Source organism: Acinetobacter sp. SWAC5 (assembly GCF_003419885.1).
GTDB lineage: Bacteria > Pseudomonadota > Gammaproteobacteria > Pseudomonadales > Moraxellaceae > Acinetobacter > Acinetobacter cumulans.
This window is the reverse complement of the sequence record NZ_QUWR01000069.1, coordinates 1-972: the sequence shown is the minus strand read 5'-3', so window position 1 is coordinate 972 and position 972 is coordinate 1. Positions and strand designations below refer to the sequence as shown.

Annotated in this window: 1 protein-coding gene; it reads right to left on the bottom strand. The window is 40.5% G+C overall.

What is annotated here, in order from left to right; translation table 11 throughout:
• Window position 1: 1 nt before the first annotated feature.
• A partial coding sequence (locus tag DYI81_RS17840; RefSeq protein ID WP_117008205.1) for an IS30 family transposase occupies window positions 2-972 on the bottom strand: 971 nt, incomplete at its 5' end.

Here is a 972-nt window from a genome sequence, read left to right as displayed (position 1 = left end):
CTTAGATTAGCATTTGAAGTGCAACACCATGTTGTTGCCATAATACCTGACTCGGACTTTTAAAGCCGAGTCTTTTTCTTGGCCGATGATTCAAGCGTTGAGTGATTTCTGAAATATATTCATCCGTATAGTCATTTAAATCACTGCCTTTTCTAATATATTGCCTGATTAAACCATTGGTATTTTCATTTGTACCACGTTGCCAAGCACTGTAAGGATCAGCGAAATACCACTCTATCCCTAATTCTCTAGCAGCATGCTCATGCAAGCTGAACTCCTTGCCATTATCTGCTGTCATTGTTTTTAGCTGATCTTTAACTGGATTCAATAAGCTGATTGTGGCTTGGCAAACTTCCTCTGCCTTGCGTGAACTACACTTTTTCAGCCAAAGATAACCCGTCTTCCTGTCTACAATCGAGACCAATGATTGCTGATGGTTCTTGCCTACAATCGTATCTATTTCCAGATCACCAAAGCGAGTCCGAAGCTCTATCTCTATAGGTCGATAATGAATGCTTTTACGATTGATCAGCTGACCACGGGTTTCAGGAGAGCCATATTTTCTCTTTCTTTGATTTCTGAAACGCAGGTTGTGAAAGAGTGTCCCACCCTTGCTTTTATCCTGTTGTATGAAGCGGTAGATGGAATGCAGACTAACTGAAACATGAGAAGCGATTTGCTCGGGACTCCATTGAATATCAAGATAAGAGATGACACGCATCCAAAGCTCATTAGGAATTGTTTTAGGGTTTGAACAATGCCGTCGTCGAGCCAATTTATGGGCATGTTGAGCGAAATAGCCATTTCTCGCTTTATTACGCAGAATTTCCCTAGAAATTGTTGAGGGAGAGCGATTTAAACGCAAAGCGATATAACGTTTGGAAAAACCTTCACGTAACAAGGTATAAATCTGATATCTTTCTTCTTGAGTAAGATGAGTATAGTTCATGATGCAACTTTGACTTTGGTCGG